This window comes from Ligilactobacillus sp. 110_WCHN, assembly GCF_030518115.1.
Classification (GTDB): domain Bacteria; phylum Bacillota; class Bacilli; order Lactobacillales; family Lactobacillaceae; genus Ligilactobacillus; species Ligilactobacillus aviarius_C.
The window spans coordinates 13,775-33,409 of the sequence record NZ_JAULLI010000009.1 but is presented as its reverse complement, the minus strand read 5'-3'; the positions used below and the strand labels follow the sequence as shown (position 1 = coordinate 33,409).

The following is a 19,635-nucleotide window of genomic DNA, read 5'->3' as shown; positions in this document are numbered from 1 at the left end:
CTATGCATAAAATTCAAATACAAAGTCATCGATCCGGACAAGATCGCCATCTTTGGCTCCCCGTTCTCGCAGGGCATCATCAACGCCCATGCCCCGCAACTGCCGGGTAAACCGCAACAGACTTTCATCGTGATCCAAGTTCGTCATCTTAAAGAGCTTTTCAAGCTTATCACCTGAAAGAACCCAGGTTGCGTCCGGATCACGCGAAATTGTAAATGCAGGGGTATTCTCATCGTCATCAAACCGGTATTCAGATCGGTTAGCAGCCATTTCCTTTTCTGCTTTGGTTTCAAAGTGCGGCGTCTTATCAAGTAAGTCCGCTGTTGCCTGCATCAGATCTTGCAATCCTTCATGGGTAATTGATGAAATTGCCATTACTTGCGGTGCTTGAGCTAACGGAGCGTAGTCCTGTTCAATCCTGGCCTTAAACTTCGCTAAGTTTTCAGCTGCATCCGGCATATCCATTTTCGAACCAACGATAATTTGCGGCCGTTTTAACAGATCTGGATCATACTTCTTTAATTCATCATTGATCTTTAAAAAGTCTTCGTACGGATCCCGTTCTTCGACTCCTGACATATCGATCAGGTGCAAAATAACCCGTGTCCGTTCGACATGGCGCAAGAATTGAATTCCAAGGCCAATTCCTTGTGAAGCCCCTTCAATCAATCCTGGCAAGTCAGCCATTACAAAATCGCGGCCATCATCAAGTTGAACCATTCCCAGGTTCGGAACTAACGTTGTGAAATGGTATTCAGCAATTTTGGGTTTTGCACTTGTAACCGTTGAAAGAAGCGTTGACTTTCCAACCGATGGAAAGCCCACCAATCCAACATCGGCTAAAACCTTTAATTCCAAATTCAAATTCCGTTCTTCACCTGGTTCACCATTTTCGGCAATTTCAGGAGCCGGATTTTTCGGACTGGCAAAGTGGATATTGCCGCGGCCGCCACGACCACCGTGAGCAACAATCAATTCCTGATTGGCCTCCGTTAAATCGCCTAATACTTCGCCGGTATCGGCATCCGTAACCGTTGTTCCTTCAGGGACATCGATATACAAGTTTTCAGCTGCCCGGCCGTATTTTCCCTTGACCATCCCGTTTTGGCCAGCCTTCGCTTTGAAGATCCGGTGATAACGGAAATCCATCAAGGTCCGCAGTCCCTTATTGACCTTTAAAATAATACTTCCGCCGTGACCACCGTCGCCACCGGCCGGACCACCATTCGGAACATATTTTTCACGCCGAAAAGCGACCATTCCGTCGCCGCCTTTTCCAGCTTTAACTTGAATTTTAATTTGATCAACAAACATTGACATTGTCTTTTTGTTCCTCTTTCTACAATTTATTTAATCGATCCAGTCTCTCTAACTGGCATATTTTACTCGCTATAACTATATCAAGTTTTGATTAAAAATAAAAGCACGACCGGTTCGCCGTGCTTCATTGATTTTAATCGTTAATTTTATTTGTCCGTCTTGCAATTGCTGGAAGGATCAATCCTAACGCAATCAAAATGATTGGGGTAACAACGTTCATTGCAATTTGGAACCACCATGAACTTGTTCCGAATGCAGCCATGTTAGCTTTCGGAACCATTCCCATAATACATGCAAATGCAGTAAAGACAAACGTCCAAATTCCAAATGCGTAACCAACTGGTTTACTCTTCACGAAGACATAGTCTGACTTGTACTTGTCCATGTACTTAACAAGCATAATGTATGCTAAGAATACCCAGAGGTAACGCATCGGCATACAAATTGAATTCAAGTTCAAAAGCCAATTGTACAAGTTTGACATTCCCTTAATTCCAAGGGCTGGGACAATGATCAAAATTGAAACTAAAACTGTAACCATCTTGTAACCGTTAATAAAGACTCCGTGCTTGTTCTTCTTTAAAAGAACCTTTGGAATAAAGCGTTCATCGGCTTCATCCAACAACATCCGTAACGGCGCATCGATTGAGACTGCCAAAGCGGTTGCTGAACCTAATGTATTGGTAATTGCAAAGATCCACATAAAGAGATCACCAACATGGTAATACCGTCCAAGAATTTGGAATGCTTCATATGCCCCGTTTGACATCAAGTCATTTGGAATGTGGTGCGCGTTAATTACGATTCCCATTCCAATTGATCCTAAAATTGCTGATAAGGCAACGATGATTGCTAACACAAGCATGCCCTTTGGAAATTCGCGGGATGCGTTGTGCGTTTTATTAACGTATGGTGAAATTTTTTCACAACCACCGACCGCAAAAATCAACATTGAAAGGGTCGTTAAGTATTGGAAACTGAATTTTGGCACATAATCATGCAAGCTGCCCATATTAGGCGTTGCAACGTGCGTATGCAGAATAAACGGTGCACTGATTCCAAGAATAATGAACAGAAATGACATAATCAGCAACAAGATTCCCGCAATGTTCCCTAATTTCTTCAGCGCATTCAATCCTTTAGTTGCAAGCCATACAAATCCTAAGAAGAGAACTAAACTAAGCAATTGAACGACAATCGGCTTGGTATCATTAACAAAGGTCCCATTGCCGCGGAAAAGCCAGCTTAAACTGATCATAATAATTTGTGGTTTTTGAGCTAAATACGGAACGTGAACGACCCAGTAAGTCCAAGCAGCTAAGTAAGCCCACTTACTTCCGAGTAATTCGTTGATCCATGAACTGACCCCTGCTCCTGAATTCTGAAATGCTGATCCTAACTGCCCAACCATTAAGGTATACGGGATAAAGTAAAGGAACATAATCAAAATCCATGAGAAGACAACGGTTAGTCCTTGATTAGCAAAGTTATTGACGACATTTGTGAATCCCCAAACGACGGTAAATGCCAGTAAGGCAATGTTATACCAGCGCAGTTTTGAGGACTGACTTGTATTTTCCAATGAAATTCACTCCGTCCATTGATTAGTTATCAAAATTAACGGTTAAAATTGTAGCATACATTTTTAATTTTTTCTAATCAATCTTGTATCCTGCCGGCCTTCTTCAATCGAACCCGCACTTAAATGAATCGTTTGCGCAACCTTCTTCGAAATTCCCAATTTTTGAATTTCCTCAACCGATGCTTCAGCAATTTTCTTAATTGAGTGGAAATTCCGCAAAAGTTTGGTTCGCGTTTTCGGGCCCACGCCTGGAATTTGTTCAAGCCGGGATGACAGTGAATTCTTTGAGTGCAACTGCCGGTGATAAGTAATCGCAAACCGGTGCACTTCATCTTGAATTCGTTGCAACAAATAGAAACCCTGACTTTTCGGATCAAGTTCAAGTTTGATTCCGTTTTGGTTCATTAAATCCGCTGTTTTGTGATGATCATTTTTAACCATTCCGGCAACGGGAATGTCAATTCCCAATTGATTGTGCAAAACATCAACGGCAGCGTCAATTTGAATTTCCGCCCCATCCATTAAAATCAAGTCTGGAAGTTGGGCATGCTCCTTAAGCAATCGGCTGTACCGGCGATAAATGACCTCTCGGGTACTTGCCGCTTCATCCGCATGATTAACCGTCTTCAATTTATATTTACGATACTCATTTTTATTCGGCTGACCATCAATAAAACAAACCATTGCGGAAACCAGGTCCTGGCCTTGGATATGCGAATGGTCAAACGCTTCGATTCGGTGACCATGTGGCAACTTGAGTGCATCCATAATTTCGTTCATGGCGCCGGTTGTTTTCCGGTTATCAAGTTCAAGCAGCCGGAACTTTTCTTCAAGGACAAGGCGGGAATTCTTTTGAGCCATTTTCAATAAGTCGCGTTTCTGTCCCCGTTGCGGTGTCCGGACTGGAATTCCTAAAATATCACTTAAAATCTGATGATCGATATTTTGCGGAACAAGAACTTCATGCGGTTTAACAACGTTTTTCTGATTATAATATTGCAGAATAAATGAGGTAAACTCGGCTTCGGGTTCGTCAATACATGGGAAAAGCCGTTTGACCCGCTTCATTAACCGGGCTTGACGGATACAAAAGACCTGAATTGAAATCCAGCCTTTATCCATGTAGTACGCAAAAATATCGCGGGTCGTATAATCATTTGAAATAATTTTCTGCTTTTCAACGGTCATTGCAATATAGCGGATCTGATCGCGATATTCCGCCGCCCGTTCAAATTCCATTTTAGCCGAAGCCTCTTCCATCTTCCGTTTCAATTCATTTTTGATTGGGGCAACATTGCCGTTTAAAAACGACTTGATCTTCTCAATTTGAGCATCATATTTTTCCTTAGGAACTTCTTTGAAACATGCTCCTAAACACTGGCCCATATGATAATACAAACACGGTCGTTTTTGCGGGCCGTTACATCTTCGAAGCGGATATACCTTTTGAAGAAGCTGCAACGTTTCTTGAGCAGCGTAAACATTTGGATATGGTCCAAAATAATACCCGCCGTCTTTTTTGACCTTACTTACAAGCTTCAATTGCGGATCGCGTTCATTCGTAATCTTGATGTACGGATAGCCCGTTCCACGTTTTAATTTTGTATTGTAATACGGTTGATGCTTTTGAATCAACGTAATTTCCAACAAGAAAGCTTCCTTATCGGTTGACGTGATGATCGTTTCAAAATCCCGAATTTCCGCAACCAGTTGAGCCCGCTTTCCGACCTGCTTGCTTTTGAAATATGACCGCACCCGGTTCTTCAAATTTTTAGCTTTTCCAACGTAAATAATATGACCGTTAACATCTTTCATCAGGTAACACCCCGGTAAATCCGGAAGTAATTTTAATTTTCGTTCAATGTGTTCCGTTGCCATTTTGATGGTCCCCCTTTCTTAGAATTGAAAACTTAAATAAAAACTGGTACGCTAAAAGAAAAATAGCAGAAGGAAGTCGAATTATGAGTTTAAAGATCAACCGGCAAACAAATCTTGAAAAATTATTTGATGAATTTGCAATCGACCCGACTAACACATCAAATAATAAACCAAAGGATCCCGAAAAGGACTCCTCAAAGAAAAACGATTCCCAAAAGAAAGAAAAATAATATTTAAATGAGGCTGCGATTCAATCACAGCCTCATTTTTCCTTCTCGCATTTCACTAATTTTCGCTCTTAAATCCATTTGGATAACGTTTATTCAACGTTTCAATGTTTTCCTTCGCAACTTCATCAAACGGAATTCCTGCCCATTCAGCGATTTGAGACAAGTACCAAAGAACATCTCCCATTTCATGAGTTAATTGCTTTTTATCTAATTTTTGGCCTTTAAACGTATATGCCTTTACAAGGTCGATTACTTGGCCGCTTTCACCTGCTAACCCTAACGCACAGTTAGTTAAAACCTGTTCTGTTCCGTAAAGGGTCCGGTTTGCTGCTTCTTGATACTCATTAAATTCCATTTGATTTTCCTTCCTTACATTGTATGCTTTTCGATCCAATCCCAAACCTCTTCTTTACCGTAGCGGGTTTGAGATGAGAATAATTGTAATTGATCATCGCCGCTTAAATGCAATCCTTTACGAATTTGGCTTTCGGCTTTATTCCATTTACTTTTCGGAACTTTATCGATTTTTGTTCCAACAACTAATAACGGCAATTCGTAATAATGGATAAAGTTGATCATCTGTTGATCAAGCTTCGTTGGCGCATGCCGCGCATCAACAAGTGAAACAACCCCACATGTTTCTTCGCGTTGAGCAAAGTAGGTTTCAATCATTTCAGCCCACTTTTCACGGTTCTTTTGTGAAACCTTGGCGTATCCGTATCCCGGAACATCAACAAAATACATTGCATCTTCGATCCGGTAGAAATTCAACGTTTGTGTTTTCCCAGGCTGGCTTGACGTATGGGCGAGCTTCTTCCGATTGATCAACGTATTGATCAACGATGATTTGCCGACATTTGACCGGCCGGTTAACGTGATTTCCGGTAATCCATCTTTTGGATATTGATCTGGGCGAACTGCACTGATCGTGAGTTCAACGTTATGCACATCCATGTGTTAATTCCTTTCTTCTGATAATATCTGTTTTCCATTCTAGCATAGGAATTTAATCAATGGTAAAAAAATAGCACTTCAGTTCACACTGATGTGCCGCAAAAAGATTGAGGGCCATGGTCCCATCGATCTTTTTATTCTTCAATTTTAAAAAATTAGTTGTTCTTTACTTTAACAACTTCGCGATCACCATAGTAACCACAACTTGGGCATACACGGTGTGAACGACGTAATTCACCACAATTTGGGCATGCGCTCATACCAGGTACTGACAATTTGTAGTTTGTCCGACGTAATCTCTTACGTGTCTTTGATGTTTTACGTGCTGGTACTGCCATTGAGAGCCACCTCCTTCAAAATAATCGACAAGAACAATTATACTTGCAAATCTTAAATTTGACAACTACTCATCCGAATTCTTCTGATCGTCGTTTTTGAAAAAATCTTTTAATTTTGCCATCCGCGGATCAATTTGATCTTTTCGGTGAGCGTTATTTTTCAACTGATCTTCAGTCAAAACACCCCAGCTCTTCCCTTGCGGCATCTCGCTGAATTCTGCATGTTGTTCTTTTTCACTCAGAACTTGCATTGGAATTTGAACAAGAATATTGTCAATAATCACATCTTCAAGTGCTAACACATCATTTTCAAGCACAATTACCACGTCTAAGTCATCAAATTGCGATAGATCATTTTGATGATGGCTGACATAGTATTCTGAAAAGTCAAAGTCGAGTGGAATTGTTACCGGTTCAAACGTCCGAGTTGATGGAACCTGAATTTTAGTTTTCACATTAAAACTTCCTAAAATTCCCCGTTGATCAACCGTAAAGACGCCTTCAACTTGGACCGGAGTAGCCGAAATCAAATCATTCCGCCGCTCCTTTAATGCTGCTTCCAGATCAAGGGTTGTATCAAACTCAATGGGCGTTTCCTTTGCCTGACGCAATTCGTTTAATGACCACTTCATTTTCTTGCCTCCTAATGCAACACGTCGATTATACTTGGAATCCAAATCACTGTCAAGCTGATTTACTTGACAGTCATAATCGGAGCATGTTTTAAATCCTGTTCATTCCCGCACACTGCCTGGTAAACCTTTCCGGCGCGGTAATCAATTCTTAAAATTCCCTTTTTCTCATCTTGAGAAACGTTTGTAATAATCGGATAATCGCAACTCTTTTTGGCAGCATGTAAAACTGCCTGTCCCTTCTTGGAAAACCCTAGTACCCGCAAATATGGCTGGGCTTCAAATGAAGCAACATCGTCCCAGGTAATGTGCAACAGCGTCATCGTTGCCAGCCGGCTTAACCTGGTGTATGTGAACCGTTTATTTTTAACCGCTTTGATCCATGAATCAAAGTCCCCAGCAAATTCACTTCGCTGAGCCATCGCAATCATCCGATATTGAATTCCTTCAGCCATTCCGTAAATTTTTTCCAATTCTTGCGGTAAATGGGTCAATAATTCCATCTTAAGATGGATCCAAAAATCATCCCATGATACTAATGGTTGTTTTTTTAAATCTTGAGCGGTTTGGTGCGGCACAAATTTTTCAAAATCCTGATTTTGATGATGCAAGGCTTCGCGAATCGCCGATGCACTTGCAATCGTTCCCGCATCGTTCAACTCAATATCATGGTAATTGGCATTTTTCCGCTGAATCGGATGAAGGCTAATACCAGCCTTCAGCTTTAAATTGGCCTTCGCATATGCCAATCCCAGCAGGTCATTCGGCTGATCGACTTGATGACCAACCTTTTCGGTAATTACCTGTTGATAAGTCTTCGCAAACGACTCATGGTACTTGTTAAAGTTTCCGGTAATTTCCATTGCTTTTTGGGCATCATGCATAAAGTCAAACGTGGCATGCTCCGCACCGAAAAACAAGTCCGTCACGCCCATCTGAGCAAGCGTCCACACCCCATAATATGCAAACCGGTCTGCAGGTTGAACGGCCGCCATTAACGGCAGTTCCATTACTAAATCTGCGCCATTCGCCAAACATTCAGCCGCCCGGTGCCACTTATCAATGATTGCCGGTTCCCCGCGCTGTAAAAAATTTCCGCTCATTGCAATTACTAACGGGGCATCCGGAAATTGCTTTTTAACCTGCTGGATCTGATAAAGGTGACCGTTATGAAACGGGTTATACTCAGTAATTATTCCTATGATTTGTTGCATTGACTACTTGATCCATGCTGAAATATCAACGTCATCGGCATCTGCCCATAACTTTTCAAGGTTATAGAATTTCCGGGTTTCAGCTTTAAATACGTGGGCAACAACATCGCCAAGGTCGATCAAAACCCAGTTCGCACCGCTCTTTCCTTCAACATCAAGCACATCATAGCCTTTTTCTTCGGCTTGTTCTTCAATATTTTCGGCGATCGCCTTTACTTGCCGGTCTGAGTCAGCTTGCATGATTACAAAATAATCCGCTAATAAACTGATATTTTGAACATCTAATGCAATAATATCTTCTGCCCGCTTATTGTCGGCCGCTTCAACAACTGTTTTTAATAATTCTTTACTTTCGTTCATTTAAATTCCACCTCTTCATCAATTTTCAGCGTTCCACTGGTTATACGTTAAAATTGCAGCCGGGTAAATCTTTTGATTATTCTCTAACAAATACTGCAACGTATGCTGGGTTTCATAACGTACCCCATCATCCAAATCAGCAAACGCTACTTCGCGTGCATAATTTGCTCCTGGAAAATCACGCCCGGGTTCAACGTAATCGGCAACGTAAACGATCTTGTCAAGCGTTGTCATTTGAACTGCACCAATCGTATGGCGCCGCACCGCATTTAAAATCTCTTCATCCGTAATTTTTAATTCATCCTGAATGATTTCAGCACCAACTTCACCGTGCCAAATGAAATTACCCCAGTTTAATAAATCTGGGTCCATCTTTTTGGCAATGATCACCCGTTTGAATTCTTCCGCTGAGCGTTCCTTGGCATAATCATGAATCAGCCCGGCAACCGCCGCCTTTTCAACGTCTTCATGGTTTAGTTTTGCAAGCTGGATTGCCGTTTGTTCGACCCGTAAACAATGTTCAAATCGCGATTGCTTATTTAACGAGTCTTTTAGTTTCTTAACTAATTCGGAACGCGAACCAGGATAATAATGTTTTTGATACTCAATTTCAGTCACGATATAGGTTCTCCTCGTTAATGTACTGTTCAACTGCATCCGGGACAAGATATTTGATCGAACATCCGTTTTTGACCTTTTGCCGAATCAACGTTGAACTGATCTCTGTTTCCGGAACATCGACCCACAGAATTGGATATTGACTGCGTTTATGAAATCCTGGACGGCCAACGCCGACAAACTGAACAAGCTTGACTAACTCGTCAATTTCCCGCCATTTCGGTAAATATTCTACCATATCGCCGCCAATTATAAAGTAATATTGATTTTCAGGATGTTGCTTGGTCAATGCTTTCATCGTATCAATGCTATAACTGACCCCACCGCGCTTGATCTCATAATCTTCAATTCCAAATTTGGGATTATCATCAACACATAAATGCAACATCTTAAGCCGATGGCGGGCATCAATTGCATCTTTATGATCAACATGCGGCGGAATGTTATCCGGCATAAATAACACCTGATCAAGCCCCAGCTGACTTTGAACCTGATCAGCAATCATCAAATGACCAAAATGCGGTGGATTAAACGTTCCGCCCAAAATGCCAACTCTTTTTTGCGGAGTATCAAATTCAACCTTGCTAAAAACTTGAACTTCAGGCGTGATCACCCGTTGTTTCTCCATTCCAAAGCATCCTTTCTAAATCCGCGCAACTTCTTCGGAATAGTGACGGTGCTCCGGTTTTTGAGCGCGTTTAAATAAAACAAGGGTATGCCCAATGACTTGAACTACTTGAATATCAGAATTTTGTTCAATGTATTCCTGAACTTCATCAGTTTCTAACAATGAATTATTTAAAATGTTAACTTTGATCAATTCACGCTTTTCGAGGGCATTTTTAACCTGTTTAAGCCATTCTTTATCAATTCCGTCCTTTCCGATTTGGAAAAGCGGCCGCATTGAATGGGCTTGACTTCTTAAATACCGTTTTTGTTTTCCACGTAATTTCATTTTTTCACCTCTAAATCATTGCTTTGCGAATCGTGACGCCAACTCCATCTGGGGCCCAGCCGGCAATAATACTGTTCTTCGGCACCGTAACCCAACCAAGGCCAGCAAAAACAAGGTCGCTTTTTTCCGTTGTCTTAAATTCATACCGAACAAGTTTCGGGAAAGTCGTTTCCAACTCTTTCTTAGTTGGCGGTTGCAATATCTCACCAGCATGGTTGACATAAAACTGATCAGCGTTGGTCAATTTTGTCCGGTGCACCTTTAAATTATTATCAAGGTAAATTGCAATTCCATTTCGTTCTTTAGGTCCTTTTATAAAATCAAACCGTGCTAAAGCACTCAAAAAGAGGGTTTGCCCTGCTTGCAACTGGTATGTCTTCGGCTTGATTTCCTTTTGCGGCGTCGCAAGCCTTAATTCCTTTGGTGAAAGGTAGTGTGCCATTTGATTCCGGTGAATAATCCCTGGGGTATCAATTAAGAAATGCCCATCATCCAATGGAATTTCAATTCGATCCAAGGTTGTTCCGGGAAACTTCGACGTGGTGATCAATTCCTGAACTCCCGTTAACTGGCTGATGATTCGATTGATCAACGTTGACTTTCCAACATTCGTAACCCCAACCATATAAACATCGCGGCCTTCACGGTATTTTTCAATTGCAGCCAATAATTCGTTAACTTGACCACCCTTCTTGGCACTCGTCAAGAAAACATCGATTGGACGCAATCCTGCCTTGTTAGCTGATTGCCGCATCCAATCCTTGATCTTTGAGCGCTTTAATGACCGCGGAAGCAGGTCTTCCTTATTTCCAACCAGTAAGATTGGGTTATTGCCGACAAACCGTTGCAATCCTGGAATCAATGAACCGGTAAAATCAAAGATATCGATCACGTTAACGATCAATGCTTCCTTATCGCTTAATTGATTCAAGAAACGCAAAAAGTCATCATCACTATAATCAACATCCGCGATTTCATTATAGTGTCTCAGCCGGAAACAACGTTGGCAATATACCTCATCTTTTTGTTTGTTTAACGCAGATTGCGGTGTATATCCAGCCTTATCCGGATCAGTCGTTTGAATCACCGCACCGCATCCAATGCATCTTAATTCATCAGTCATCGAGATGGTTCCTCCATTGAATTTCAAAATTTTCTTTTTTTGCTAATTGAGTTTGAATTTTGCGTTCCATTAACCGGTTGATCCGGGTATTCCAAGCATCCGTCTGCATTAACGGCTTAACTAAAATACTGCGAATGTTCATCCGGTTGGCTGCGAGGACATCCGTCAGCATTTGATCGCCAACCATTACCACTTCATCTGGTTGAAGCTGATATTCCTTCAAAGCCTTTTTGATTCCCGTTTTAAACGGCTTTAATGCCCGGGCAACAAACGGTAAATCAAAGCGCTGAACCGCTTTTTCCACCCGTTCATGGTTATTATTTGAAACCACGATCACCGGGATTTGATTTGTTTTCATTTGATTTAACCATTGTCGGAGTTCTTGGGTTCCGCTCGGATTATTCCAGGCAATCAACGTATTATCCAAATCCGTTAAAATCGCCTTAATGCCATTTGCTTTAAGTTCATCTGGCGTAAGATTATAAATCGATTCGATCATCCATGTAGGTTTAAATTGATTTAACATTCAACTGCTCCTATTTTTAATAATTCGATATTAAAAATTATAAAATAACAAAGAGGCTGCGACAAGCGTCACAGCCTCTATCATTTAAAGATCAATTATTTTGCTAAAGCTTTCTTAGCTTCGTCAACAAGTGCCTTGAATGCATCTGCATCGCTAACGGCTAAGTCAGCAAGCATCTTGCGGTTAACTTCGATTTCAGCTAACTTCAAACCGTGCATTAACTTGCTGTAGCTGATTCCGTTCATCCGGGCTGCAGCATTGATCCGTGCGATCCATAATTTACGGAAGTTTGATTTTGTCTTCCGACGATCACGGAATGCATATTGGTATGACTTCATTACTTGTTGCTTAGCAACTTTAAATTGAATGTGCTTTGAACCGCGGTAACCCTTGGCTAATTTGATCATTTTTTTACGACGTTGGCGTGTAACTGTTCCACCTTTAACACGTGGCATGAAAATTCCTCCTCTAAGTTAGAACCGATTTGGTCCTGTCAAAAATTTAATTCGTAATAATTATTTCATTTGTGAAAGCATTTGCTTGATTCGCTTCATATCTGATGAAGATACCATGCCTGCTTTCCGTAATTGACGACGTTGCTTGATCGTCTTACCGTGGAAACGGTGTGATGTATATGCGTGATGACGCTTTAAACCGCCCTTTCCTGTACGCTTAAAACGTTTTGCTGATGCGCGGTGTGTTTTCATTTTTGGCATAATCAAAATCCTCCTATTAATCTACTCACCTATTTTTCAGTTTTAGGTGCAAGCATTAAAAACATGCTTCTTCCATCCATCTTTGCCTTTGATTCAACGGATGCAACATCCTTTGTTTCTTCAGCAAAGCGACTCAGAACTTCACGTCCGATGTCTTTATGTGTAATGGCACGTCCTCTGAAGCGAATTGAAACCTTAACTTTGTCTCCCTTCGCAAGGAACTTCCGTGCGTTCTTCATCTTAGTATTAAAGTCATTCGTGTCAATCGTTGGACTTAACCGAACTTCCTTAACATTAACGGTCTTTTGTTTCTTCCGGGCTTCGCGTTGCTTCTTTTGTAATTCAAAACGGTATTTCCCGTAATCCATTACCTTTGCAACCGGCGGCTTTGCCTTCGGAGCAACTAAAACCAAGTCAAGATTTTCCTGTTCAGCGATTTGTAAAGCTTCGCGCTTTGATTTAACTCCAAGCTGATCACCATTACTGCTGATCAAACGAACTTCACGAGCACGAATGCCGTCATTAACCATCTTGTCTACTGCTATGATACTTCACCTCCAAATAAATTCAGAGAGAAAATGCAGATAAAAAAACCTCCGTTTGAATACTTCAAACAGAGGTCATTAAAGCCGCTTTTAACGGAATTAATTTCTTAATTTCTGCCCGGAGACTTTCTTGTCTGCTAGGCGAGAAGCTTTTGCCTCTGCTTTTTTCTCAACTTTAAGTAGTTTACCAGTTTAAAACTACCCTGTCAAGCTTAAATTAATCTTCGCGACTGTATGTTTCAATATCATGATTGATCATTGTTACAAATTCATCAAACGCCATGGTTGTTTGTTCGTCTTCACCGTATTTCCGAACCGTAACCGTGCCGTTTGCCTTTTCATTATCACCAACAACCAATGTGTATGGAATCTTGTTGACTTGGGCTTGACGAATCTTGTAGCCCATCTTTTCGTTTCGGTCATCCATCTTAATCCGAATGTTGTGGGCAACTAACTTGCTAGCCAATTCCTTCGCATAGTCAAGGTGAAGGTCGTTCTTAACCGGAATAATTGCAACTTGTTCCGGAGCAAGCCATGTTGGGAATGCTCCCTTGTAAATTTCAGTTAAGTAGGCAGTGAACCGTTCCATTGTTCCGACAACTCCACGGTGGATCATGATCGGCCGGTGTTCTTCACCGTCAGTTCCCGTGTACTTCAGGTCAAAGCGTTCTGGAAGTAAGAAGTCAAGTTGGATCGTTGACATTGTTTCTTCCGTTCCAAGGGCCGTCTTCGTTTGAATATCCAATTTAGGACCATAGAATGCAGCTTCGCCTTCTGCTTCATAGTATTCCAAACCAAGGTCATCCATGGCACCCTTCAACATCTTTTGTGACTTTTCCCACATTTCATCGTCATCGAAGTACTTTTCAGTGTTCTTCGGATCACGGTAACTCAACCGGAATGAGTAATCTGTAATGTTAAAGTCTTTGTAAACATCCATGATCAACCGCAAAATCTTTGCAAATTCATCTTGAATTTGATCCAATGCAACGAATGTGTGTCCATCGTTTAATTCCATTTCACGAACCCGTTGTAAACCTGAAAGAGCTCCTGATTTTTCATAACGGTGCATCATTCCGATTTCAGCGATCCGCAATGGTAATTCACGGTATGAACGCTTGTGGTGCTTGTAAATTTGAATATGTGACGGGCAGTTCATTGGCCGTAATTCAAGGAATTCGCCATCGCCCATGTCCATTGGTGGGAACATGTCATCATGATAGTGATCCCAGTGACCTGATTGCTTGTAAGCATTCAAGTTCATCAAAACTGGAGTATAAACGTGTTGGTATCCATCGGCAACTTCCTTGTCAATGATGTACCGTTCGATCGTCCGCCGAATCGTAGCACCCTTTGGCATCCAGTATGGTAAGCCGGCACCGACTTTAGGATCAACAAAGAATAAGTCTAACTTGTTTCCGATTACCCGGTGATCCCGTTCTTGAGCTTCTTTCCGCCGTTCCAATTCAGCATCCAAATCTTTTTGCTTGTAAAAGGCTGTTCCGTATACCCGTTGAAGCATTGGGTTGCTTGAAGCGCCTTTCCAGTATGCTCCGGCAACTGATAAGATTTGGAAGACCTTAACTGCTCCGGTTGCTGGTAATTGAACGCCACCTAAGTACTTGAAATCGCCTTGTTGATACATTTCAACTTGACCGTCAACGTCATTTTCATTGATCAAGGCTGTTTGATATTCATCGCCTTCAGCCATTGATAATGCTTCATCAACTGGAACCATAATCTTTTCAATTGCAATGTTTTGCTTGATCAACTTGTTCATTTCAGCAGTGATCTTGTCGAATTCATCTTCTGAAATTTGGCCGTCAGCATTATCTGTATCTAAACAGAAACCATGTTCAGTTGCTGAACTTTCACCGAACTTCATCTTTGGATACATGTTATGTAATGCGTGTTTCAAAATTTGAGCAACGGTATTCCAAAGAACAACCAATCCATCTTCGCTGTCTTTCGTAATGATTTCAATTGAACCGTCTTGTTCAAGAGCATCGTGATAACCAACCAACTTGCCGTCAAATTTACCGGCAACGGCCTTTTTAGCCAAGCTGATGCTGATTGACTTGGCAATTTCTTCAACCGTTACGCCCTTTTCAAATTGTTTAACCGTTCCGTCTGGGAACTGAATGTTGACTTCTGCCATTTTTCTTCCTCCTTCAAAGTCGGACAAACAAAAAAACGCCCCAATACTGACTTTTCAGTATTGGGACGTTCGTTAACGTGGTTCCACCCAGTTTTAGGTATTAAAAATACCCCTCATTTTGCTTTAACGCGCAACACGCTCACGATTAAGTGAGAAAACTGAAAGTGGTAAGCTCGTTAGTTAGGAGACTTTCAGTCACGATCTCCTTCCCTGAAGTTAACGATCCGTTTGTCTTTCTTGACTACATTGAACCATAAATCTTTTCATTTGGCAATAGTTATTCTGGATTTCTTCGGTTTGGACCGACCATTTGATATTCAGTTGCCAAAAACTTAATGCGTTCCATGATCCGCATTGCCTTCAACGGTTCGCTGTCCCCGCGATTGTTGTACGTTAAATATTGTTCTTGTAAGTCTTTCATCGAAAGATTAGAACTAAATAACGTCGGCAATTCGTTTTGCATTCGATATTCTAAAATGATTCCCAAAACGTCGTCCCGCATCCAGCTTGTCAGCCGGGTTGCTCCAATATCATCAAGCATCAAAACCGGAACCTGTTTAATCTGATTCAAAATCTGATTTGGATTTCCATTTTGGATTGCGCCCGTCATCTCGACACTAAATGACGGGAAATGAATCATCATTGATTGAATTCCATTTTCAGCTAACTTATTCGCAATTGCAGCTAATAAATAGGTTTTCCCAACCCCTAGACTGCCAGATAAATAAAGGCCTTTTGGAAAATTACCATTTTTTTGATAATCAATGCACTCGTCAATGAACGTTAATGCTGCCCGCAACGGTTCCTCACGGCCGCTAATATCATAATCTTCAATCCGGGCATTTCGTAACCCCTTTGGCAGGTTGATCATTCCAACCATTTTTTGCCGTTGTTGCGCCTGTTGCTGTTCAACCATTTTGGCCGTTGGATGATACACAACTTCGATATGGTGGTCGCTGACAATCAGTTGCGGCTCATATCCTGGAGCAAAGGTCTGTTTACCTGCAGCAAGTTCTTTGCGTAAATTTACAAATTCATACAATTTGCTGAAACCCGTAATGATGTCCTGCTTTGATAACCGTTCCTGATTATCTTTCAGAAACTGAGCAACCGCTGGATCCTTAACGACATCATCAAACAGCTTAAGGTATTGTTCCCGCATCTTCGGGTCGCGAAAGCGGCGTTTTAATCCATCACTGATATTATCCATTAACGTTCATCTCCTTTCGGGGTCTTCTGATTGATCCGTTGCATTAACCGGGAAATGTCCTGATTAACATTTGCAGATTGACCTTTAGTTTGATTTTGATTTTTAATCGTTGATTGATTCTTTTTCTTTTGCGCCCATGCCGGCAATTTTTCTGCATACTGAGAGCGGCGCGCATACCGGGAAGCTTGCTGTGGTTGCTGCCGTTTCTTTTGCCATTCACGCACATAAGCGATTGCCTTTTCCGGCGTATTCACCTTATTTTTCAACCAATTATTCGCTGTGCGTTCAAAATATTTCTGATTTAACGAATCCATATTTTCATTAACCAGCATATAATGGGTCAACACGTTAATGACCGCGGGGGCAAGCCGTTGCGCTTCAACTGCTCGTTGAATCGTGATCTGTTCTTCATGCGTTACCGTTTGCCCCTGCTCGTCCTTCAACGCCGTTAAAAACTCCATCGGGGCATACTGTTCACAAGCCGCAATCAGGTCTTGATCAGCAGTCCTTACCGGCTGACTTGGTTGTTGAATTTCCACATTCGAATCAGAATCATCACTTTTACCCGGCTTCATTGTAAATTCATACTGCTGGCTTGCCAATGCGCGGAATCGATTCCAATTGACATCATCTTGATGATTAACATCAACCGCTTCTTCCAGCAAACGAACAAGCTGGACTTCATCAAGGCCATACATTACGGCAACCGTGTTCACCGTTTGTAAATTCTGCGCAACTGATTGCTGGTTAACAAAGGTCTTTGTCAGCAACTGTTTTAACAGTTGAACATTGATCTTCATCTTCAAATCGGCCACCGGCGTTGATTGAACCGGCACATCAGTTATTGAAGCGGAGCCCTTTATCCGGAAAACATCCGTCAATTTTTTCGAAACATCTTGAAACGCATGCCGATTCCAATGGTTGCCTTCAAAGAAGTTCAACAATTGAGCAAACTGCTGCTCCCCGACATATTCCATCAGCAACCCGCTTAAAACCGGATCTTCAAAGAATGCACTTCCGCTTTTTGCCGGAAGCATTTCATACAAAAAACAATGCTTTTGCGCGTTAAACTGCGTGCGCATCAAGCCGACCGCTTCAAGCTTTTCTTTGGCAGCCGTAAATTGCTGCATGCTAATTCCAAGGCGAACCAAAAGCTGTTCGTGATTCCATTCCGGAAGCTGATCCCAGTCGCCCGTTTGAACCTCAGCAATCAGCGACATGTAAAGAGCGACCGCCGTTTCGCCGATAAATGGCTGGTATAATTTCGTAAGCGTTTGAAATTGAAATTCTTGAGGAAGTGCCTTGGAAACAACCTTAAATTTATCAGTTGCTAAAATATGAATTTGATTCAAGTTCCTTCCTCCTTAATTTATTTCTGCTTATTCCGTTTCATTAATTCCTGCAATTCATCTGCAAATGATTGCATATCCTTGAATTCATGGTAAACACTTGCAAAACGGATGTAGGTAACATCATCAACATCCGCCAAAATGTTCATCACGTATTCGCCAATCAATTGACTTGAAACTTCGGTCCCGCCGACTGCGCGGATTTTGCGTTCAACTTCATCAACGATATCGGTAATTTTATCCATACTAACGGGACGCTTTTCTGCCGCGCGCATAATTCCGTGTAAAATCTTATCGCGGTTAAACTCTTCCCGATTTCCGTTTTTCTTAATTACTAATAATGGAGTTGCTTCGATCCGTTCAAACGTTGTGAACCGGTAGCCGCATTTTTCACATTCCCGCCGCCGTCGAATGGCATTTCCGTTGTCAGCAGGACGACTATCAACAACCCGTGAACTATTATTGTGACATTGCGGACATAACATTTACTCCACCTCGCTTCCCAATAAATGCTTTGATGTCAACCATTTTATCATTTTTAGCTTTAATTCTTCAACTGACCCGTTATTGGTAATCACTTCATCAACATACTTTGCCCGTTCACAGTTGCTCATTTGAGCATTGATCCGCGCTTGCGCCTGGGCTTTTGATAAATGATTCCGATTCATTAAATTCGAAAGCTGCTTTGCGCTTGTCGTTTCGATCATCATCGTACTGGTACACAAATCTAAGTAATGCCCTTCAATGAGCAGTGCAATATCGATGACTGCCAATTTGACCTTGGCTTTCTTGGCCTGGTTCACCCGTTCAATAATTTGCTGATGAATCAGCGGCCGCATAATGTGATTTAATTTTGCCAATTCTGCAGGGTCATTAAATACTAAATCACCAAGTTTCGTTCGGTTAAGACTACCATCTGCATTCAAATACTCTTTGCCAAATTGAAGTTCGATTTGACGTAATCCTTCTTCGCCCGGTTGCTGTAACCGGCGGGCAATTACGTCGCCGTCAATGATTTCGGCTCCATATGATGCCAAAATCTTGCTGACCGTCGACTTTCCAGAAGCAATTCCGCCAGTCAATCCTAAAACATATGTCATTATTTGATTTTCTGCTCCTTTGGACAAATATGGGTCCCCCGTTGACCAACAACTAACCGTTCAATTGGCGTGTGGCACCGTTCACACGGTTCGCCTGTCTTCCGGTATACGTGTAATTGATCCTGGAATTGTCCTGCGTGATTGTACGCGTTTTTAAATGAGAAAACCGTTGTTCCTTGAGCATCAATTGCGAGATTTAATTCCTTGATGATGTTATCATGCAATTTTTGCACATCACTCCGGGTCAAATGATTAGCCGGCGTTTGCGGGTGAATTTTACTCATCCATAGAACCTCATCAACATAAATATTTCCCAACCCCGTAACGACCGTTTGATCAAGGAGGGCCGGTTTGATCATTTTTTTCTTTTTCTGGAGGCGCTCGTAAAAATCATCAACCGTAAAATCAGCACTTAACGGTTCCGGACCGAGTTTTTTAATTCCCGGAAATTCAAGTTCTTCGCCCGTTTGCATAAGTTGCATCCGGCCAAATTTGCGGGAATCGTTATAGCGCAAATCACGTCCATCCGCGAGCTCAAAAATTACATGACTATGTTTTTCCATTGGTGCATTGTGATTTTCAATGATGTATTTGCCTTCCATCCGAAGATGGGAAACCATCGTTAAGTTTCCGGTAAACCGAAAAAGCAAATACTTCCCCCGCCGGTCGATCCGGGTAATCTTTTGCCCCGTTAATTTCTTTTTAAAATCATCAACATCGTTATTGATCATTTTTTCGTAATTAACATCAATTTTCTTAATCGGAACGTTTAAAACCTGGGATGAAACTCCCCGACGAACCGTTTCAACTTCTGGTAATTCCGGCAT

At 41.7% G+C, this 19,635-nt stretch carries 24 protein-coding genes and 1 other annotated feature; of the genes, 1 reads left to right on the top strand and 23 read right to left on the bottom strand.

Annotation, left to right across the window (positions count from 1 at the left end; all coding sequences use genetic code 11):
* The 3 genes from obgE to uvrC all read right to left on the bottom strand — a co-directional run bounded on the left by obgE (position 1) and on the right by uvrC (position 4,780).
* Entirely contained in the window at positions 1-1,314 is a 1,314-nt protein-coding gene (gene obgE / locus Q3C15_RS04495) for a GTPase ObgE (RefSeq protein ID WP_302704408.1), read from the bottom strand.
* Positions 1,315-1,453: 139 nt separating this feature from the next.
* Positions 1,454-2,902 (bottom strand): amino acid permease, encoded by a 1,449-nt coding sequence (locus tag Q3C15_RS04490; RefSeq protein ID WP_064207715.1) that lies wholly within the window; start codon positions 2,900-2,902, stop codon positions 1,454-1,456.
* Between the two features lie 63 nt (positions 2,903-2,965).
* Positions 2,966-4,780 (bottom strand): excinuclease ABC subunit UvrC, encoded by a 1,815-nt coding sequence (gene uvrC, locus Q3C15_RS04485; protein WP_204779094.1) that lies wholly within the window; start codon positions 4,778-4,780, stop codon positions 2,966-2,968.
* A gap of 83 nt (positions 4,781-4,863) precedes the next feature.
* Between uvrC and Q3C15_RS04480 the strand changes: the two genes are divergently transcribed.
* A complete protein-coding gene (locus tag Q3C15_RS04480; protein WP_278852122.1) occupies positions 4,864-5,010 on the top strand; it encodes an SPJ_0845 family protein in 147 nt (48 codons plus the stop codon).
* Between the two features lie 55 nt (positions 5,011-5,065).
* Here the strand turns inward: Q3C15_RS04480 and Q3C15_RS04475 are convergent, their stop codons facing one another.
* The 20 genes from Q3C15_RS04475 to mutM all read right to left on the bottom strand — a co-directional run bounded on the left by Q3C15_RS04475 (position 5,066) and on the right by mutM (position 19,635).
* Complete coding sequence (locus tag Q3C15_RS04475) at positions 5,066-5,365, bottom strand: nucleoside triphosphate pyrophosphohydrolase family protein (RefSeq protein WP_057828090.1); 300 nt, start codon at positions 5,363-5,365, stop codon at positions 5,066-5,068.
* A 14-nt stretch (positions 5,366-5,379) separates the two neighbouring features.
* Positions 5,380-5,964: a ribosome biogenesis GTP-binding protein YihA/YsxC gene (yihA, locus tag Q3C15_RS04470; RefSeq protein WP_204779096.1), complete on the bottom strand. Its 585-nt coding sequence runs from the start codon at positions 5,962-5,964 to the stop codon at positions 5,380-5,382.
* A 155-nt stretch (positions 5,965-6,119) separates the two neighbouring features.
* Positions 6,120-6,302, bottom strand: a complete 183-nt coding sequence (rpmF, locus tag Q3C15_RS04465) for a 50S ribosomal protein L32 (protein ID WP_081035587.1) — start codon at positions 6,300-6,302, stop codon at positions 6,120-6,122.
* Between the two features lie 65 nt (positions 6,303-6,367).
* Positions 6,368-6,934 carry a DUF177 domain-containing protein gene (locus tag Q3C15_RS04460; RefSeq protein WP_204779097.1) on the bottom strand — a complete coding sequence of 189 codons (567 nt, stop codon included), beginning with the start codon at positions 6,932-6,934 and terminating at the stop codon, positions 6,368-6,370.
* A 62-nt stretch (positions 6,935-6,996) separates the two neighbouring features.
* Entirely contained in the window at positions 6,997-8,148 is a 1,152-nt protein-coding gene (locus Q3C15_RS04455) for a nucleotidyltransferase (protein WP_278852116.1), read from the bottom strand.
* 3 nt (positions 8,149-8,151) lie between these two features.
* The gene (rsfS, locus tag Q3C15_RS04450; protein ID WP_064215006.1) at positions 8,152-8,508 is read right to left on the bottom strand and encodes a ribosome silencing factor; all 357 of its coding nucleotides are present in this window, start codon (positions 8,506-8,508) and stop codon (positions 8,152-8,154) included.
* Positions 8,509-8,526: 18 nt separating this feature from the next.
* Positions 8,527-9,126, bottom strand: a complete 600-nt coding sequence (gene yqeK / locus Q3C15_RS04445) for a bis(5'-nucleosyl)-tetraphosphatase (symmetrical) YqeK (protein WP_283573300.1) — start codon at positions 9,124-9,126, stop codon at positions 8,527-8,529.
* Positions 9,119-9,754, bottom strand: coding sequence for a nicotinate-nucleotide adenylyltransferase (locus Q3C15_RS04440; protein ID WP_283573301.1), 636 nt, complete (start codon positions 9,752-9,754; stop codon positions 9,119-9,121). The genes yqeK and Q3C15_RS04440 overlap by 8 nt, the downstream gene beginning before the upstream one ends.
* Before the next feature lie 15 nt (positions 9,755-9,769).
* On the bottom strand, positions 9,770-10,081 hold the full coding sequence (gene yhbY / locus Q3C15_RS04435) for a ribosome assembly RNA-binding protein YhbY (RefSeq protein WP_057827888.1): 312 nt from the start codon (positions 10,079-10,081) through the stop codon (positions 9,770-9,772).
* 10 nt (positions 10,082-10,091) lie between these two features.
* Entirely contained in the window at positions 10,092-11,204 is a 1,113-nt protein-coding gene (gene yqeH / locus Q3C15_RS04430) for a ribosome biogenesis GTPase YqeH (protein ID WP_289554806.1), read from the bottom strand.
* Positions 11,197-11,730 carry a YqeG family HAD IIIA-type phosphatase gene (locus Q3C15_RS04425; RefSeq protein ID WP_283602073.1) on the bottom strand — a complete coding sequence of 178 codons (534 nt, stop codon included), beginning with the start codon at positions 11,728-11,730 and terminating at the stop codon, positions 11,197-11,199. The genes yqeH and Q3C15_RS04425 overlap by 8 nt, the downstream gene beginning before the upstream one ends.
* Before the next feature lie 95 nt (positions 11,731-11,825).
* Positions 11,826-12,185: a 50S ribosomal protein L20 gene (gene rplT, locus Q3C15_RS04420; RefSeq protein WP_057827885.1), complete on the bottom strand. Its 360-nt coding sequence runs from the start codon at positions 12,183-12,185 to the stop codon at positions 11,826-11,828.
* Positions 12,186-12,245: 60 nt separating this feature from the next.
* Positions 12,246-12,446: a 50S ribosomal protein L35 gene (rpmI, locus tag Q3C15_RS04415; protein WP_057827884.1), complete on the bottom strand. Its 201-nt coding sequence runs from the start codon at positions 12,444-12,446 to the stop codon at positions 12,246-12,248.
* Between the two features lie 29 nt (positions 12,447-12,475).
* A complete protein-coding gene (gene infC, locus Q3C15_RS04410) occupies positions 12,476-12,976 on the bottom strand; it encodes a translation initiation factor IF-3 (RefSeq protein WP_057827883.1) in 501 nt (166 codons plus the stop codon).
* A 50-nt stretch (positions 12,977-13,026) separates the two neighbouring features.
* Positions 13,027-13,161: a sequence feature (ribosomal protein L20 leader region), on the bottom strand.
* A gap of 47 nt (positions 13,162-13,208) precedes the next feature.
* The gene (gene thrS / locus Q3C15_RS04405; protein ID WP_278852104.1) at positions 13,209-15,149 is read right to left on the bottom strand and encodes a threonine--tRNA ligase; all 1,941 of its coding nucleotides are present in this window, start codon (positions 15,147-15,149) and stop codon (positions 13,209-13,211) included.
* 277 nt (positions 15,150-15,426) lie between these two features.
* Positions 15,427-16,359, bottom strand: a complete 933-nt coding sequence (dnaI, locus tag Q3C15_RS04400) for a primosomal protein DnaI (RefSeq protein ID WP_204779102.1) — start codon at positions 16,357-16,359, stop codon at positions 15,427-15,429.
* Positions 16,359-17,711 (bottom strand): DnaD domain protein, encoded by a 1,353-nt coding sequence (locus Q3C15_RS04395; protein ID WP_302704359.1) that lies wholly within the window; start codon positions 17,709-17,711, stop codon positions 16,359-16,361. Before Q3C15_RS04395 ends, dnaI begins: the two co-directional genes overlap by 1 nt.
* A gap of 17 nt (positions 17,712-17,728) precedes the next feature.
* Entirely contained in the window at positions 17,729-18,193 is a 465-nt protein-coding gene (gene nrdR, locus Q3C15_RS04390; RefSeq protein WP_057827879.1) for a transcriptional regulator NrdR, read from the bottom strand.
* Positions 18,194-18,808: a dephospho-CoA kinase gene (gene coaE / locus Q3C15_RS04385; RefSeq protein ID WP_283579907.1), complete on the bottom strand. Its 615-nt coding sequence runs from the start codon at positions 18,806-18,808 to the stop codon at positions 18,194-18,196.
* A complete protein-coding gene (gene mutM / locus Q3C15_RS04380) occupies positions 18,808-19,635 on the bottom strand; it encodes a DNA-formamidopyrimidine glycosylase (protein ID WP_289554808.1) in 828 nt (275 codons plus the stop codon). Before mutM ends, coaE begins: the two co-directional genes overlap by 1 nt.

Coding starts and splice junctions, on each gene's coding strand:
- infC (WP_057827883.1), bottom strand. CDS start 12,976: ATGGTTAATGACGGCATTCGTGCTCGTGAAGTTCGTTTGATCAGCAGT.
- thrS (WP_278852104.1), bottom strand. CDS start 15,149: ATGGCAGAAGTCAACATTCAGTTCCCAGACGGAACGGTTAAACAATTT.
- rpmF (WP_081035587.1), bottom strand. CDS start 6,302: ATGGCAGTACCAGCACGTAAAACATCAAAGACACGTAAGAGATTACGT.
- coaE (WP_283579907.1), bottom strand. CDS start 18,808: ATGACATATGTTTTAGGATTGACTGGCGGAATTGCTTCTGGAAAGTCG.
- rpmI (WP_057827884.1), bottom strand. CDS start 12,446: ATGCCAAAAATGAAAACACACCGCGCATCAGCAAAACGTTTTAAGCGT.
- nrdR (WP_057827879.1), bottom strand. CDS start 18,193: ATGTTATGTCCGCAATGTCACAATAATAGTTCACGGGTTGTTGATAGT.
- dnaI (WP_204779102.1), bottom strand. CDS start 16,359: ATGGATAATATCAGTGATGGATTAAAACGCCGCTTTCGCGACCCGAAG.
- obgE (WP_302704408.1), bottom strand. CDS start 1,314: ATGTTTGTTGATCAAATTAAAATTCAAGTTAAAGCTGGAAAAGGCGGC.
- uvrC (WP_204779094.1), bottom strand. CDS start 4,780: ATGGCAACGGAACACATTGAACGAAAATTAAAATTACTTCCGGATTTA.
- Q3C15_RS04440 (WP_283573301.1), bottom strand. CDS start 9,754: ATGGAGAAACAACGGGTGATCACGCCTGAAGTTCAAGTTTTTAGCAAG.
- mutM (WP_289554808.1), bottom strand. CDS start 19,635: ATGCCGGAATTACCAGAAGTTGAAACGGTTCGTCGGGGAGTTTCATCC.
- Q3C15_RS04455 (WP_278852116.1), bottom strand. CDS start 8,148: ATGCAACAAATCATAGGAATAATTACTGAGTATAACCCGTTTCATAAC.
- yqeH (WP_289554806.1), bottom strand. CDS start 11,204: ATGACTGATGAATTAAGATGCATTGGATGCGGTGCGGTGATTCAAACG.
- yhbY (WP_057827888.1), bottom strand. CDS start 10,081: ATGAAATTACGTGGAAAACAAAAACGGTATTTAAGAAGTCAAGCCCAT.
- Q3C15_RS04480 (WP_278852122.1), top strand. CDS start 4,864: ATGAGTTTAAAGATCAACCGGCAAACAAATCTTGAAAAATTATTTGAT.
- Q3C15_RS04425 (WP_283602073.1), bottom strand. CDS start 11,730: ATGTTAAATCAATTTAAACCTACATGGATGATCGAATCGATTTATAAT.
- rsfS (WP_064215006.1), bottom strand. CDS start 8,508: ATGAACGAAAGTAAAGAATTATTAAAAACAGTTGTTGAAGCGGCCGAC.
- yihA (WP_204779096.1), bottom strand. CDS start 5,964: ATGGATGTGCATAACGTTGAACTCACGATCAGTGCAGTTCGCCCAGAT.
- Q3C15_RS04460 (WP_204779097.1), bottom strand. CDS start 6,934: ATGAAGTGGTCATTAAACGAATTGCGTCAGGCAAAGGAAACGCCCATT.
- rplT (WP_057827885.1), bottom strand. CDS start 12,185: ATGCCACGTGTTAAAGGTGGAACAGTTACACGCCAACGTCGTAAAAAA.
- Q3C15_RS04475 (WP_057828090.1), bottom strand. CDS start 5,365: ATGGAATTTAATGAGTATCAAGAAGCAGCAAACCGGACCCTTTACGGA.